General features: G+C 58.9%; 13 protein-coding genes. 12 read left to right on the top strand and 1 reads right to left on the bottom strand.

Features of this window, described 5'->3' with window-relative positions; translation table 11 throughout:
• Positions 1-28 precede the first annotated feature (28 nt).
• The 9 genes from WM42_RS00410 to WM42_RS00370 all read left to right on the top strand — a co-directional run bounded on the left by WM42_RS00410 (position 29) and on the right by WM42_RS00370 (position 9,917).
• Complete coding sequence (locus WM42_RS00410) at positions 29-220, top strand: ubiquitin-like protein Pup (protein ID WP_061922482.1); 192 nt, start codon at positions 29-31, stop codon at positions 218-220.
• 44 nt (positions 221-264) lie between these two features.
• Positions 265-1,641 carry a Pup--protein ligase gene (pafA, locus tag WM42_RS00405; protein WP_201057431.1) on the top strand — a complete coding sequence of 459 codons (1,377 nt, stop codon included), beginning with the start codon at positions 265-267 and terminating at the stop codon, positions 1,639-1,641.
• Between the two features lie 34 nt (positions 1,642-1,675).
• Positions 1,676-2,674 carry a helix-turn-helix transcriptional regulator gene (locus WM42_RS00400; RefSeq protein ID WP_062035026.1) on the top strand — a complete coding sequence of 333 codons (999 nt, stop codon included), beginning with the start codon at positions 1,676-1,678 and terminating at the stop codon, positions 2,672-2,674.
• A gap of 2 nt (positions 2,675-2,676) precedes the next feature.
• Positions 2,677-3,633 (top strand): helix-turn-helix transcriptional regulator, encoded by a 957-nt coding sequence (locus WM42_RS00395; protein WP_062035024.1) that lies wholly within the window; start codon positions 2,677-2,679, stop codon positions 3,631-3,633.
• Positions 3,634-3,710: 77 nt separating this feature from the next.
• Positions 3,711-3,974 carry a Sec-independent protein translocase subunit TatA gene (tatA, locus tag WM42_RS00390; RefSeq protein ID WP_062035022.1) on the top strand — a complete coding sequence of 88 codons (264 nt, stop codon included), beginning with the start codon at positions 3,711-3,713 and terminating at the stop codon, positions 3,972-3,974.
• Between the two features lie 85 nt (positions 3,975-4,059).
• A complete protein-coding gene (tatC, locus tag WM42_RS00385; RefSeq protein WP_425248772.1) occupies positions 4,060-5,121 on the top strand; it encodes a twin-arginine translocase subunit TatC in 1,062 nt (353 codons plus the stop codon).
• A gap of 21 nt (positions 5,122-5,142) precedes the next feature.
• Positions 5,143-7,956 carry a DEAD/DEAH box helicase gene (locus WM42_RS00380; RefSeq protein WP_062035020.1) on the top strand — a complete coding sequence of 938 codons (2,814 nt, stop codon included), beginning with the start codon at positions 5,143-5,145 and terminating at the stop codon, positions 7,954-7,956.
• Between the two features lie 23 nt (positions 7,957-7,979).
• Positions 7,980-9,164, top strand: coding sequence for a M24 family metallopeptidase (locus tag WM42_RS00375; protein ID WP_062035018.1), 1,185 nt, complete (start codon positions 7,980-7,982; stop codon positions 9,162-9,164).
• Positions 9,165-9,917, top strand: coding sequence for an SDR family oxidoreductase (locus tag WM42_RS00370; protein WP_062035016.1), 753 nt, complete (start codon positions 9,165-9,167; stop codon positions 9,915-9,917). It abuts the gene before it with no gap.
• Positions 9,918-9,987: 70 nt separating this feature from the next.
• Here the strand turns inward: WM42_RS00370 and WM42_RS00365 are convergent, their stop codons facing one another.
• Positions 9,988-10,869: a hypothetical protein gene (locus WM42_RS00365; protein ID WP_062035014.1), complete on the bottom strand. Its 882-nt coding sequence runs from the start codon at positions 10,867-10,869 to the stop codon at positions 9,988-9,990.
• A gap of 100 nt (positions 10,870-10,969) precedes the next feature.
• Between WM42_RS00365 and WM42_RS00360 the strand changes: the two genes are divergently transcribed.
• The 3 genes from WM42_RS00360 to WM42_RS00350 are packed head-to-tail and all read left to right on the top strand — an operon-like array spanning position 10,970 to position 14,020.
• Positions 10,970-11,578 (top strand): FxsA family protein, encoded by a 609-nt coding sequence (locus tag WM42_RS00360; protein ID WP_062035012.1) that lies wholly within the window; start codon positions 10,970-10,972, stop codon positions 11,576-11,578.
• Positions 11,578-13,125 (top strand): apolipoprotein N-acyltransferase, encoded by a 1,548-nt coding sequence (lnt, locus tag WM42_RS00355; RefSeq protein WP_062035010.1) that lies wholly within the window; start codon positions 11,578-11,580, stop codon positions 13,123-13,125. Before WM42_RS00360 ends, lnt begins: the two co-directional genes overlap by 1 nt.
• Positions 13,126-13,129: 4 nt before the next feature.
• Entirely contained in the window at positions 13,130-14,020 is an 891-nt protein-coding gene (locus WM42_RS00350) for a polyprenol monophosphomannose synthase (protein WP_062035008.1), read from the top strand.
• Position 14,021 lies beyond the last annotated feature (1 nt).

Raw genomic sequence — 14,021 nt, 5'->3', positions numbered from 1 at the left:
AGTAGGAAAGAAAGAAGGATTAAGGACAATGAGCGGAAACCAATCCCAGGTAAACGCCGGCAACGGCGGTAGCAACGGTGACGAGGCAGCGGAGTTCTCCGCGGGCCAGGTGAGCATCAATAGCGCGGGCACGGATGATCTGCTTGATGAGATCGACGGCCTGCTCGAGAACAATGCTGAAGAATTCGTACGCGCATATGTGCAAAAGGGCGGCGAATAGACGTGAGCGAGGCGCACACGGATCATGTCTATGCCCGCCGCATCATGGGCATAGAGACCGAATATGGCGTGACCTCACGGGTCGATGGCAATCAGCGCGCGCTGACTCCGGATGAGGTGGCGCGCATCCTGTTCCGGCCCGTTGTGGAGCAATATTCTTCCTCGAATATCTTTAGCCCAAATGCCTCAAGGCTCTACCTTGATGTGGGCTCACACCCGGAAATCGCCACTGCCGAGTGCGATAGCCTCACTCAGCTCATCAACTATGAGCGCGCCGGCGACCGCATCGTAGACGAGCTCGCCCGCAAGGCTGAAGGGACGATGGCTGCCGAAAATCGCCCAGCTTCCGTCTACTTGTTTAAAAATAACGTCGACTCAGCAGGCAACTCTTATGGATGCCACGAGAACTACCTCATTAGCCGTCACGCGGTGCTCAAAGACTTAGGCCTGGCCTTGCTGCCTTTCATGATCACCCGCCAACTCATCTGCGGCGCCGGCAAGATTCAACCGGCTAAGGCAGACCAGCCAGCTCGCTTTTTGCTTTCCCAACGCGCGGATCAAGTCTGGGAGGGCGTGTCCTCGGCCACGACTCGTTCGCGACCAATTATCAACACACGCGACGAGCCGCATGGTGACTCGAAACGCTTCCGCCGCATGCACGTCATCGTCGGCGATTCCAACATGTCGGAGACCACGCTGGCGTTGAAAGTTGGTTCAACGTTGTTGATGCTGGAAATGCTAGAGGCAGGCTTCGACGTACCGCGTTTCGATGTCGTTGATCCTATTCATCGCATCCGTGACATCGCCCGCGATACCACTGGCCGTACCGAATTGGGGTTGAAGGACGGCTCGACCATCACAGCATTGGAAGTGCAGTACGCCCTGTGCGAGGCAGCCCAACGCTGGCTGGAGGAACGCCCGGATGAGGGCACTCCGAATGCCGAGATGCGCAAGGTAGTAGACCTCTGGCAGCGCACGCTGCACGCAATTGATACCCAAGATTTCAGCGGCGTAGACCGCGAGATCGATTGGGTAATCAAGCGCAGCCTTCTGGATCGCTATCGTGAGCGCCTCGGCGGCGATTGGGCCCACCCCAAGCTGGCGCAGATTGACTTGACCTATCACGACATTCGCCCTGGCCGCGGCCTATTCAATGTGTTGGAATCGCGCAAGATGGTTGAGCGTTGGACCACCGACGCGGCTATCGCGGCCTGCGTCGATACTCCGCCGCAGACTACGCGTGCGCGCCTGCGCGGAGAATTCCTGCAGACGGCACGCCGCTTGGGCGCCAACGTCACCGTGGATTGGACGCGTCTGAAGGTAAACCGACCTGAACCGCACACTGAGGAGTTCTCAGACCCGTTTGTCTTCGAAGATGCACGGCTGCAAGCGTTGTTAGACTACATGGAGCACAACGCATAAATTTACCTATTGCCTTTAAGGAGCACACGGGCCTATGGCGAAGCCTCAACCAGGCAAACGCGACCCCGCCGTTGAAAGATTGACCAATCTTTCCTTTGCACTGCAGGGCGCAGCCCACGGCGGCGGCAGTCCCGATCGCAGCGCAGCCTGGATCCGCAAGAACGTGGAAGGCTACCAAGATCGCGGAGACGAGGCCTTTCTAAAACAGCTTGCGCGCGACGTCGTCACCCTCCAGCGCGCAGGCGTGCCAGTGGTCCATACCAGTGGTGAATTTGGCTCGACCTATCGTCTTAACCAGGAGGAATACCAACTTCCTCCGGTCCACTTCACCCCAGAGGAAGCGATGGTGTTGGGCGTAGCCGGCGGCATCGGCAAGCCGGGCGGACTCAGCGATTTCACGCTGTCTGCTTGGACCAAGATTGCCGCCTCGGGCGCCTCAAGGGATCTCAGCGGCGCGCCGGTCTACGTTGCGGTTAACGACATCACCCGCATTAGCCCTGAGGTAACCACCGCAGTGCTGACGGCCGTGCGTAAGGGGTTGCGTATCAGCTTCGATTACTACGCGCGGCCTTCCGCGCCGGCAGTCCGGCGCACTATGGATCCGTGGGGATTAGTCAACCATGACAGCCGCGTTTACCTCGTGGGCTGGGACGTCGACAGACAAGCCCCTCGCGTATTTCGCGCCACTCGCATCGATAATGTGAAACGTTCCCGGCAGGAGGCAACCCACCTTGTTGCCCCCAAGCCACTGCAAGAGCTGGTGGTAGACACGCTTAAGCGCGGTCAGCGCGTCGATGCGCTGGTGGCGATTCCTGAAGGCGGTGCCCGGGAGCTGGAAGCAGCAGGTGTACGACGCGATGATGGAATCGTGGAGATGCGCGGCGTGGATAAGGATTGGCTCGTGCGAATAGCAGCAAGTTATGCGCCCGAGGTGGAGGTTAAGGAACCTGCAGAGGTACGCGAGGCGATAATTAAGCTGCTGAGTGCGCCACTCGGCGTCACAGATGAGGCCGCACTGGAAGGAGGGGAGTAGCCATGGCTGATGGTTCGCAGAAGTTGCAAGCGCTAGTACGCTCTTTAAACCTGATCCCGTACTTTCGCAATCATCCGGGCCAAACCCCGATGGAAGCCGCCACCGACCTTGGTATGACGCCGGCGGAGCTTAAAGACGCGGTGGATCGCCTCTTTTGCTCAGGCGTAGGCCGTCACACCGAAGACCTGATCGACCTGTCCTTCGATTATCGCGACGGCATCCAAATCTACAATGACCAAGGCTTAACGCAGGCGCTGCGGCTTACTCCGACGGAAGCCGGTGCGCTTTTGCTCACCCTCGAAAGCCTCGAGGCCATGCCTGGCCTCATCGATACCGAGGCCGTTAAGTCAGCAGCCGCAAAGCTGCGGGAGATTATGGATGAAAAGACAGCAGCTATCTATGACTCTCTCGCGGATACCGATCCACATGAGTCTCAAGTCCAGGCCACGCTAGCAAGCGCCGTCGATAAGCGGCACCGCGTGCGCTTTAAATATTGGTCCGCCTCCAGCAACCAGGAAAAAGAACGCACAGTGGATCCTGCGCGCATCTTTATCTATGAATCCGAGCCATACCTCGTTGCGTGGGAGGAATCGAAAAAAGCGCATCGCACCTTTCGCTTGGACCGCATTCAGGAGGTCGAGACGCTTGCTGAAAAGGCCTACCCCCACCTGCGGGAACTTGACTTCGATCCCGAGCAGCCCTTTGCCATGCGACACGCCAAGAAAGCGACATTAGAGATTCACCCAGAATTCACATGGTTAGCAGAACAGCACGACATTGACTTGGGCGAGACGTTAAAAAATGGCTACGTAGCTGCAACGATGGCGATTGGATCGGAGGAGTGGTTTATTCGTTTCGCGTTAAGCCAAGCTGATAGAGTGCGGGTCACCAGCCCGGATTCGCTCGTGAAGGCGATTACAGATCGCCGTCTAGCGGCACTGGGCGGTTATACTAAATAGCCGTTCGTAAGTTCAGAAGGCGGTTGCTTTTTAAAACTGCCGCCCCACACCAATAATCTGAAAAGAAAGAGGAACCCATGAGCCTGGGACCTTGGGAAATTCTAGCTATTCTGCTTGTCGTTTTGCTTCTGTTCGGCGCTACCAAGCTGCCGGAGCTGGCTCGTTCGATGGGCCGCTCCATGCGCATCTTCAAGTCTGAAGTAAACGAGATGCACCAGGAAAACCAGCCAAAGCAGGAGCCAAACCAGATTTCTGCCGCTAAGCAGTCCGACGAGGAGTTCTGGAACGGTACCTCTTCGCAGCCAGGCCAGGCCCAGCCAAACGGCGGCAACGCTAACTAATCACTAGGCCTAGCAACCACGGCGAACTCCAGCCTCAGCTGAGGTTCGGTGTTCGCCTTTTTATGTGAAAGCATCCTTTTAAACAATGCCGAAGAATTCTCCTGCGAAAGCCGCGAAGCCCGCGAGCGCACTTGCGCGTTTGCGCGCGCAACGCAAGGCAAAAAAGAACCCGTTGGGGGAGATGACGCTCGTCCAGCACCTGCAAGAGTTGCGCCGCCGCATTGTCATCTCCTTGCTTGCGCTGGTGGTAGGAACCATCGTCGGTTTCATTTGGTATCAACAGGCACCGTTTAACATGCCACCGCTCGGTGAGATTCTGCGCGGACCTTATTGTTCGCTTCCGGAAGAAAAGCGCGTGTCCTTTACCGCGGACGGAGAGTGCCGCCTTTTGGCAACCACCCCGTTCGAGATGCTGATGCTGCGAGTTAAGGTGGGCGCCCTAGCGGGTGCCGTGCTGTCTTCGCCGGTGTGGCTCTACCAAATCTGGGCCTTCATTGTTCCTGGCCTGCATAAGAATGAGCGCCGCTTTACTTTTAGCTTCGTCGCTATCGCGGTGATTCTTTTCGTTGCCGGTGCAGTTCTTGCTTACTTCATTCTGTCGGTTGGCCTTGAATTCCTCATGGGCATTGGTGAGGAATTCCAGACCGCAGCGTTGACTGGTGGGGACTATTATCGTTTCTTGCTCGGTTTGCTCATTATCTTCGGTGTCAGCTTCGAAATCCCGTTGCTCGTTGTTGCTTTGAACCTGTTGGGCATCCTGCGGTACGAGCACGTTAAGGACAAGCGCCGCATCATCATCGTGTTGATTATGATTTTTGCCGCGTTTATGACGCCTGGCCAGGATCCGTTCTCGATGCTGGTGCTCGCTGGCTCGCTGTGCTTGCTCGTAGAGCTTGCATTCCAGTTCTGCCGCATCAACGATAGGCGCCGCAAACGCGAACGCCCCGAGTGGTTGGACTTGGACGACGAGACAGCCTCACCGCTTAATACCCAAGCCAGCGGCATTGGCGGCGCCTCCGCAGTCTCGGCTCCGACCCCGATTGCCGCACCGCAGCAAACCCGTCCCACGCAGGCTTCACAGCCATCAATTCCCAACTCTCAGTCGGCACCGAACAATAACGCGAGCTTCTTCGACGATGTGTTGTAGCAACAGGTAGCCTTGGTGCTTATGACTTCCATGCACCTGGATACCTTTCGCGCAGAACTTAGCCACCCCCTCGATGACTTCCAGGTGGAAGGTTGCCGTGCGGTTGAAGATGACCACGGCGTGCTGGTCTGCGCGCCTACTGGCGCGGGTAAGACCATCGTCGGTGAGTTTGCAGTTTCCCTGGCGCTTTCGCGCGGCACTCGCTGTTTCTACACCACGCCGATTAAAGCGCTAAGCAATCAGAAATACCACGATCTCGTAGCTGCCCACGGCGAGGATGCTGTGGGGCTTCTAACTGGCGATGTCTCCATCAATTCCGGCGCGGAAATCTTGGTGATGACCACCGAAGTTCTGCGCAACATGATCTACGCCGAGTCCGGAGCCTTGGAGCGGCTTAGCCACGTTGTCATGGACGAGATCCACTTCCTGGCCGATGCCTCTCGTGGTGCGGTCTGGGAAGAAGTCATCCTCAACCTTGATGAAAGCGTATCCATCATCGGTCTGTCAGCCACGGTTTCTAACTCGGAGGAGTTCGGTGAGTGGCTGTCTACCGTACGCGGAGATACCACCGTCATCGTCTCTGAGCACCGTCCAGTTCCGCTCGACCAATGGATGATGATTGGCCGCAAGGTCTATCCGTTCTTCGAGCCAGAGACTGAGGGACAGGTAAACGCCGAACTAGCGCGCCGCATCCGGCGCCTTGAAGCCGGCGATAGTGACGACGGCAAGACGGCTGGCAACGACCGTGCAGGTTTTCGCAGCCGCGCTCGCCACAAGGGTGGCGGACACGGCGGAAGCCGCGATAAGCGCGGCCGCTCTGGCAATGCCCGATCCCAAGACCGGTATCGTCCGCTCGGCAGGCCGGAAACCCTTCAGGTGCTCCAAGGAATGGACATGCTGCCGGCAATTACCTTCATCTTTTCCCGTGCTGGCTGCGACGGCGCGCTCTATCAATGCCTGCGCAGCCGCATGGTGTTGACCACTCAGGAAGAGTCCGAGGAGATCAAGGCGATTATCGATGCCGGCGTAGAAGGCATTCCGGAAGAAGATCTCCAGGTGCTTGACTTCAAGCGTTGGCGCGAAGCGCTGTCGCGAGGATTTGCCGCCCACCACGCGGGCATGCTGCCGGCTTTCCGCCACATCGTTGAAGAGCTCTTCGTTAAAGGTCTCGTGCGCGCGGTATTCGCCACGGAAACCCTGGCGCTGGGCATCAACATGCCGGCCCGTACTGTGGTGCTAGAAAAACTGATCAAATTCAACGGCGAGGCGCACGTCGATCTCACCCCGGGCCAGTACACGCAGCTGACTGGCCGCGCGGGCCGTCGTGGCATCGACACCATAGGCAATGCGGTGGTGCAATGGGCGCCAGCGATGGATCCGCACGCCGTCGCAGGTCTTGCCTCCACGCGTACCTACCCGCTCATTTCCACCTTTACGCCGGGCTACAACATGGCCATCAACCTGCTCGGCATGCTGGGCTTCGAGGAATCGCTGCGCCTGCTGGAAAAGTCCTTTGCACAGTTCCAGGCAGACGGCTCAGTGGTGGAGGAGACCCGCGAGGTAGAAAAGGCAGAGCACCGCGTACGCGAGCTTCGCAATCAGCTTGACGACGCCATCGATGCTCTAGCACCGCCGGCGCGTGACGGGGAGGACCCGGCCGAGGTGCTCATGGACTATATCCGTTTGCGCCGCAAGCTCACCGAAGAAGAAAAAGCCGCGCACGCGAACAACACCGCACAACGCAACCAAGAAGTCACGGTGATGCTCGCCCGCCTGCAAGTCGGTGAAGTCATTGCTATCGCAGGCAAAAAGCGCCCAATCTTGGCCGTGGTGGTCACCCCGGCAAACCAGGCTACCGATCCGCGCCCTTGGGTGACTACTGAAACCGGCTGGTCCGGTCGCATCGACGCCTCCGGGATCAACAACCCGCCGATTGTGGTCGGGCGTATGAAGCTGCCGCGCCCAGTGCAGAAGAATCCCCGTCGCAACACCAAGTTCGTGCAGGATTCCTTCAAGCGCAACCACTATGACCGCCCGAAGAAGATGCGTTTGGAGCCGCGCAACCGACCAAATAAAAAGGTCGGTCAGTTGCGCGACGCTATTCGCCAACACCCAGCGCATGCGTGGCCGGCCACGGACCGCGAGCAGCTCGCAGGCCTGGCTCAGAAGCTTGCCCGCCGTGAACGTGACCTCGAGAAGGTCAACGCTCGTATCGAGCGCGCCACCGACACCTTGGGCAAGACCTTCAGCCGCATCGTAGACCTACTTTCAGAGATGGACTATGTGGAGTTCGAAGGCCTTGGCGCAGAACGTACCCCCGTTATCACCGACGAGGGCGAGCGCCTTGCACAAATCCACAGCGAATCCGACCTACTAGTCGCGCAGTGCCTCAAGCGCGGTATCTGGAACGAGTTGGATCCCGCGGAGCTCGCGGGCGTGGCTTCGCTGTGTGTCTTCGAAAACCGCAAGGAGACCCGCGGTGAGCCGGAGGCTGCAACGGAGGCGATGGCCGATGCGATGGAGGCAACCTACCGCATCTACACTGAGCTCATCGCAGACGAAGCACGCCACAACCTGCCGCGCACTCGCGAGCCTGAGGCCGGCTTTGCGCTCGCCATCCACCAGTGGGCCGCGGGCGCACCGCTGGGCTACTGCATGGCAGCAGCCAACGAGGCCGGTGCGGAGCTTACTCCAGGTGATTTCGTGCGCTGGTGCCGCCAGATGGTCGATATGCTCCAGCAGATTGCGAAGACGGGCTACGAGGAAGATATTCGCCGCAATGCCCGCAGGGCTATGGATGCGATTCAGCGCGGCGTTGTGGCAATTGGAGCTTAATCCAAAAAGGTAGGCTCGAGGGCATGTCTGATTCACAAGTTGCTTTTCCCGTTTCGGTCTACGCGCAGCGTCTTAAGCATGCGCAAGAAGTCGCCGCAGAAAAGGGGATTGACCTCCTTATTCTCGGTACCGGCGCAGACTTTGCCTACCTCACCGGCTCGTGGGTTTCTTCCCACGAACGCCTGACCGCACTGGTCTTGCGCCCGGACGCCGCGCCTTTCATCGTTGCCCCTGCAACCGATATTGAGACGCTGAATGCTTCTCCTGTCGCGGAGCTGGGCATCGAACTGCGCGGCTGGCAAGATGGCGAAAATCCCTATGCGCTGGCCTGCGATTCCTTTGCACAGCAGCAGGAAGGCTCTGAAAGCACAGGGGACAAAGGGAACAAGGCGCCCACTATTGCGCTGGGCGCCTCCCTGACTGCCGATCATGTGCTGCGCTTGCAGGATAAGCTGCGCGCCAATTCTTCTGCGCAACCGCAGTACGTACTAGCCACCTACGCTTTGGCTGAGCTTTTCACCCGCAAGGATGACGCCGAGATCAAGGAGCTGGCCAAGGCGGGCTCGGCTATCGACGCCGTGCATAACGCCGTGCCGGAGCTGCTTCAGCCTGGCCGCACCGAGGCCGACGTCGCCGCTGATCTGCGTGAGCTGATCCTGCGCGAGCATGTCGAGATCGACTTCATCATCGTTGGTTCTGGCCCGAATGGCGCGAACCCGCATTATGACTACGGCGACCGCGTGCTCACTGAAGGCGAGCCGGTGGTCGTCGACATCGGAGGAACCTTGCCGTCCGGTTACCACTCCGACACCACCCGCACCTACGTCGTCGGCGGCGACGTTTCCGCGGCACCGCAGGACTTCCAGAAAGCTTATTCAGTGCTGGAGCGTGCCCAGGCTGCCGGCCGCGCTGCGGCCAAGCCCGGTGCCACCGCGCAGGATGTAGACCGCGCCACCCGCTCCATCATCGAAGAGGCGGGCTATGGCGAGTACTACACCCATCGCACCGGTCACGGCATTGGGCTTTCCACTCACGAGGAGCCTTTCATCATGGAAGGCAACGAGCTCGTGCTGGAGGAAGGCATGGCCTTTTCCATTGAGCCGGGCATCTACATTCCGGGCAAATGGGGCATGCGCTTGGAGGACATCGTTTACACCACTGCGGATGGTTACGAGTCCCTGAACAAGGCTCCGCGGGAGCTGCGCTAGATGGCAGGGGTTTTGATCTTGGGCGGTCGCAGCGACATCGCCGGCGAGATTGCGCTGCGCCTTGCGCCGGGAAATGAACTGGTGCTGGCCGCCCGTGGCCTGCAAGGCCTTGACGAGCGCGTCGCCACGCTTCGCGCCGCGGGTGCCACCGAAGTACATACGCTAGATTTCGACGCCACCCAGGTAGAAAAGCATCGCGACCTCGTACACGCGGCGCAGCGCTGCCTTGGCGAGGGCGAAGAACTCAAAACGGCGGTAGTCGCGTTCGGCATCTTGGGCGAGCAAGAACGCGCGGAGCATGACGAAGCACACGCATTCGATATCGCACTGGTGGACTATGCCGCTCAGGTGTCCATGCTTACGGTCTTAGCTGATGAGATGAAGTCCGGACACATCGTCGCTTTTTCTTCGATTGCCGGATGGCGCGCGCGCCGCGCGAACTATGTTTATGGTTCCACCAAGGCTGGTCTAGACGCCTTTTGCCAGGGACTGGCAGATCGCTTGCACGGTGGTCCGCTCGCGCTAATCACTGCTCGCCCGGGCTTCGTGATTGGCTCCATGACCACTGGTATGAAGCCGGCGCCGTTATCAGTGACTCCCGACGTCGTGGCAGACGCCGTCGTGGATTCCATCACGGCAGATGAAGGCCGCATGCCTCGCAGCCGCACGCTTTGGATTCCTCGCGCTTTGCAGGCTCTGGCATGGGTCATGCGGCTTGTACCACGTCCTATCTGGCGGCATATGCCGCGTTAGACGCAGCGTTGAGAATTGACTGCCGAGTTTAGCTTGTAGCCAAGCCAAACTGCGTGGCCAATAGGCGCGCTTAAAAGCTGTAGAGATGCGGCGAATTGATGTCGAAGATGAACCCGCGTGGCGCAAGAACACGCAGGACCACTTCGGCATCGCCTTCCGCGATGTCGTGGAAGATAAGTCCCTGCCACGGGGTGACGGTAATCGGGACATCGAGACGACCAATCAGATCCGCAAACTCTGCCGGGATGATTCCTTTGTGTAGGCCCGCGCCAAGGTCCACGATTCCTTCGCGAGTATGCTCAGCCAGCCAACCAATTGGCAGCGCTGGCCGCTCGCCTTCAAAAGCCCCACGGTCGTGTTGGGCATTGCCGGAGCCATGCGCCACGGTAGCTGAAAGGGTATCGCTTTCTTCCAGCGCCTGGACTAGGGCTGGCACTAGCTCCTCGATGCTGAAAACATCTTTATCTAGTGCGCCGCCTTTAATCAGGCGCGCGCTATTTTCGCCCTCCAGCATCGCACCAAAGTCCAGCCCCTCGTACAGGATGTCGCCGTGGCCGCCGTCGACTCCGAGGCGCAGGTTTGCCGCAGCATCCAAGCTTTCTACTACTGCTGCGATATCGCGTGCCACGGCACGAGCAGCGGCAGATAGAGGAGAGGCCAGCACCGGCTTAGTACCTGCCAGCAAACCCGGGGCGCTAACGCGCTCCAACAGCTCTTGCTGATCATGCACGCCGCGTAGCTCCAGTGCGGCGCCTTCTGTCAAGTACACATTCCCATCGGCCAAATCTTGAGCCAGGGCCGCAATCTCTACCCAGTCGGTCGCGGTGGTCGAGCCTGCGACCGGAACAAAGCGTGCGATGGTGCCGAAGGTGGCGTCGTCAAGCAGCAGCGGCGCGCCATGAGGAGCGCCCTGCGGTGATTCTTGGGGCGGGGTGTGGGGCAAATCAGTCATGGCTGCGATCTTAACTTTCCTCGACCTACCGCCAATATTCGCGTCTGCCAAGGGGTGTTGGCCGCACGCGCAAAGTTTGCGGATAGGTAGGGTAGAAGCCATGCCTTTTGTTCTGTTTATCGCCTATGTTTTGCTCGAGTCCGTCGCCTTTTGGGCCGTGGCTAAATGGCTAGGCATCTTGGGCGCGGTGCTGGCGCTTTTTATCACCATGTTCTTCGGCATGACCATTGCCGCATGGGAGGTTCGCCGCATCATGCGTCGTCAGGTGGTCCGCGGCGAAGATGGCATCTATTACATGGACGGCAAGCAGGCGGGAAAGACCGCAGGCAACGTGGGACTCACGCTGGCAGGCGGCATGCTCTTATCGATGCCAGGCTTTGTGTCCACCATTGTGGGCGCGTTGCTGATCTTCGCGCCTACCCGTTCCCTGGCGCGTACTATCCTCGCAGCATCAATGGTGCGCAAGATTGAGCACATGGGTACCCGCATCTTCGAAGCTAGCCCCATGGCACAGCACCACGATTCTTATGGCAGCTTCGGCGGATTCGATGGCTTCAAAACAAACAATGGTTCTAACGTGCGGAATCCTTTCCAAGACGGCTCGGCAGAGGTCCTTGACGAGGAAGAAATCCGCAAGTGGAGCGAGAATCTCAGTCCGGATGATTTCACCGACGGTGGATCTGGTTCTGCGGGGGATTCCGCGAAGTAATGAAACACCTTTTAATCCGCCTGACGCTAGCCTGCCTGTCGAGCGGTCTTACTTTTCTAGCCGTCCAGCCACTCGGCTGGTGGCCAATGGGAATCCTAGGCATTGCGTTGCTCTATGGCGTGCTCACGCCGTGGGGGAGTAATGCCCCTACTTTGCGCGCCGGCGCGGGCAACGCGTTTGCACATGGATTCGTGCTCTACCTGCTCACGCTGCCATGGATCGGCGAATTGGTGGGCAATTTTCCTTACGTCGCCTTGGCGTTTTGGCTAGCGCTATACAGCCTCCTGCTGGGCATGGGCGGCACTGCGTTAGCGCGACATAAAACGGGGTTTATCTTCTTTGCGTTCTTCTACGTCGCCGTCGAGATGCTGCGTTCGAGCGTTCCCTTCGGCGGTTTTTCCTGGGTGCGTCTGGCTTGGGGGCAGATCGACGGGCCGCTTGCGAACCTCGCACCGCTAGGCGGGCCTGCGCTTATCACCTTCGCCACGGTGCTAATGGCGTCCGGCCTCGTAGGGATGATTCGATCGCGCGGCAAGTTGCGTGCGGGGGCTGCCGCTGCTGTCATCCTTCCGCTTATCGTTGGGTTCGCTGCAGGCAGTCTAGTTAATCGCCCAAGCAAAACAGTAGGTGAGGTCAACGTTGCAGCAATCCAGGGCAACGTGCCGCGCATGGGGCTAGACTTTGCCGCTCAGCGCCGTGCGGTGTTGGAAAACCACGTGCGGGTAACGAAGGAGGCCGCCGCGGCAGGCAAACCAGTGGACATGGTCATTTGGCCGGAGAATTCTTCCGACGTAAACCCATTTGAGGACGCCCAAGCAAGCGCGCTTATCGACGCCGCGGTGCACGCCATCAAGGCCCCCATCCTCGTGGGCACACTGACTGAGGACGCAGCGGGCTCGCGTAATACCATGCAGGTCTTTAAAGCAGATGGGGAAGTAGGAGAGCACCACTACAAAAAGTATCTGCAGCCTTTCGGCGAGACCATGCCGATGCGTTCTTTCTTCCGCAAGATCACCGACTTGGTGGATTTGGCCGGTGATTTCAAGGCCGGCGATGGCCCCGGCGTGGTCCACATGAACAACGTATTGGTTGGGGTGGCTACCTGTTACGAGGTTTCTTTCGACCAAGCCTTCCGCAGCTCGATTCGCAATGGGGCGCAGATTCTTACGACGCCGACGAATAACGCCACCTTCGGATACTCCGACATGACCTATCAGCAGTTGGCCATGAGCCGTCTGCGCGCCATGGAGACCGACCGCGCGGTTGTGGTGGCGGCGACCTCCGGCGTCTCCGCCATCGTCGCCCCAGATGGCACGGTGAGCCAACAGAGCGAAATTTTTGAGCCCAAGTATCTGATTGAGACGCTTCCGCTGCGCGAGGGTACGACGATCGCTGTAAGGTTTGGTTCGCTCCTGCAATGGCTGATGGTTATCATTGGTACAGTCAGCGCGTTGTGGGCTCTTCGCTCATTGCGGAAGAAACCTTGTTTAAGCGCGCCACGCAGAAACTCTGCCGTCTTAGCGGCAGCAAACAAAGAGGAGCTTTAAAAACGTGAGCAACACCCACGCTTCCACCTTGGTTATCATCCCGACTTATAACGAGATCGAAAACCTTCCGCTAATCACCGGACGCGTCCGCAAGGCAACGCCAGAGGTCAACATCCTCATCGTTGACGATAATTCTCCCGACGGCACCGGTGAAGCAGCGGATAAGCTCGCAGCTGAAGACGAAAAGCTGCACGTCCTGCACCGTGAGGGCAAAGGTGGCCTGCTGGGCGCTTATATCGCCGGCTTTAAGTGGGGCCTAGAGCGCGACTACCAGGTTCTCTGTGAGATGGACGCTGACGGCTCTCACGCACCGGAGCAACTGCACCTGCTGCTCGCTGAGATCGACAAGGGCGCTGATCTGGTAATCGGCTCCCGCTACATTCCAGGCGGCGAGACCGTCAACTGGCCGGCTTCCCGCGAGTACCTGTCTCGCCTGGGCAATATCTACATCTCAGTGGCTCTGGGCGCAGGCCTGTCCGATATGACTGCAGGCTACCGCGCATTCAGCCGCGAGCTGCTCGAGTCCATCGACTTCGAAGACTTGTCTAAGGCTGGCTACATCTTCCAGGTAGATCTTGCTTTCCGCGCCGTCAAAGACGGCTGGGATGTACGCGAGGTGCCAATCACCTTCACCGAGCGCGAGTACGGCGAGTCTAAGCTTGACGGCTCTTTCGTCAAGGATTCACTGATGGAGGTAACCAAGTGGGGCGTCGCGCATCGCTCTGAGCAGGTCAAGAACTTCGCCGGTGAGGTAGGAAACATCGCATCCTACACCTACCGCCACAGCAACATCCCGGGCTTGGGTGCCAAGGTCAAGGAAGGCCTTGCCTGGACCGGTGACTTCGCAGACGAGGTCAAGTCTCTGCTCAAGCACCAGTTCGGCAACTCCAAGTAGT

It is taken from the genome of Corynebacterium simulans (assembly GCF_001586215.1).
GTDB lineage: Bacteria > Actinomycetota > Actinomycetes > Mycobacteriales > Mycobacteriaceae > Corynebacterium > Corynebacterium simulans.
Note: the sequence above shows the minus strand (reverse complement) of the source record. Positions and strands in the feature narration are given on the sequence as shown.